This is a genomic window from Polaromonas sp. P1_G2, assembly GCF_056405515.1.
Genome location: NZ_JBFUBY010000998.1, coordinates 1 through 486 on the forward strand (window position 1 = coordinate 1; position 486 = coordinate 486).

The following is a 486-nucleotide window of genomic DNA, read 5'->3' on the forward strand; positions in this document are numbered from 1 at the left end:
GATTTGAGCTTCAGCACCACTGTATGGCCGGCGATCGCCGCCTTCTTCAGCCGGTGCGACACCTGTTCGGACAGCGCCCTCAGGATCGGCACGAGTTCGTCGAGGCGGGCATGGTCCTCGAAAAAGGTCGTCTCCGCCGAAACGCTCTTAGCCTCGTCGTTGAGATGCACCTTGCGGTCATCGATGCCGCGCGACAGATTGAAGAGCCGCTTGCCGATAATGCCGTAGCGGCGCATCAGGTCTGTCTCCTCCATCTGCTGCAATTGGCCGATCTCGGTGACGCCGTCGCGGGCGAGCGCCTCGGCAAAGGCCTTGCCGACGCCCCAGATCAGCGTCACCGGCTTGGTCCTCAGGAATTCGAACGCCTCGGCCTCGCCGATCACCGAAAAGCCGCGCGGCTTGTTCATGTCCGAGGCGACCTTGGCGAGGAACTTGCAATAGGAGAGGCCGGCGGAGACGGTGATGCCGACTTCGCGCTCGACACGC

The 486-nt window shown here is 63.2% G+C and carries 1 protein-coding gene; it reads right to left on the minus strand.

The window, feature by feature from the left end:
- A partial coding sequence (locus AC1D0P_RS28735) for a DinB/UmuC family translesion DNA polymerase (RefSeq protein ID WP_477679846.1) occupies positions 1-486 on the minus strand: 486 nt, incomplete at both ends.